We start from the raw sequence: 251 nt of genomic DNA, 5'->3' as shown, positions 1-251 counted from the left end.
GCTACTTCTTCCCGATCTTCGGCGAAGGCAACACCCCTGCCGCCATCATCGGCGCGTCGGTGCTGCTGTGGGCGGTGCACTTCCTGGTGCTGCGCGGCATCAAGGAAGCGGCGTTCATCAACCAGGTCACCACCGTGGCCAAGGTGGTGCCGCTGCTGCTGTTTGCCCTGATCTGCCTGTTCGCCTTCAAGCTCGACATCTTCACCGCCGACATCTGGGCGGTGGGCACGCCAGAACTTGGCAGCGTGATG

1 protein-coding gene is annotated in these 251 nt (G+C 63.3%); it reads left to right on the top strand.

Annotated elements, in window-relative coordinates:
- The coding region (locus J5M58_RS27410) for an amino acid permease (RefSeq protein ID WP_207880632.1) at positions 1–251 on the top strand (251 nt) is incomplete at both ends.

The organism is Pseudomonas sp. 32_A (assembly GCF_017490905.1).
GTDB lineage: Bacteria > Pseudomonadota > Gammaproteobacteria > Pseudomonadales > Pseudomonadaceae > Aquipseudomonas > Aquipseudomonas inefficax.
This window is presented reverse-complemented; position numbering and strand designations above follow the sequence as displayed.